The organism is Gemmiger formicilis (genome assembly GCF_024462815.1).
In the GTDB taxonomy this organism is placed as follows: Bacteria; Bacillota; Clostridia; order Oscillospirales; family Ruminococcaceae; genus Gemmiger.
The window spans coordinates 1-215 of sequence record NZ_JANGCG010000113.1; the positions used below are offsets into that span (position 1 = coordinate 1).

The 215-nt window shown below is 54.0% G+C and carries 1 pseudogene; it reads right to left on the reverse strand.

Features of this window, described 5'->3' with window-relative positions:
- Window positions 1-215 (reverse strand): annotated as a pseudogene (locus NE623_RS14680) (ATP-grasp domain-containing protein); the annotation flags it as partial.

The window sequence follows — 215 nt, forward strand, 5'->3', positions numbered from 1 at the left end:
GCGCTCGATGAAGTCATTTTTGGCGCCGGTGTTGATGTTGAAATCAGGGCGCAGCTGGGCATCCATTTCCAGCCAGTATCCGTTGTTGGACTCAATCCAGTCAATCTTGCCATAGTGGAAGGTGAAGTACGCGACGGCACGCAGCATCTCGTCATAGTTGCCAAGATTGTCCACGCGGTAATGCTCGGTCAGGCACTGCTTGAGCTCTGCCGGAA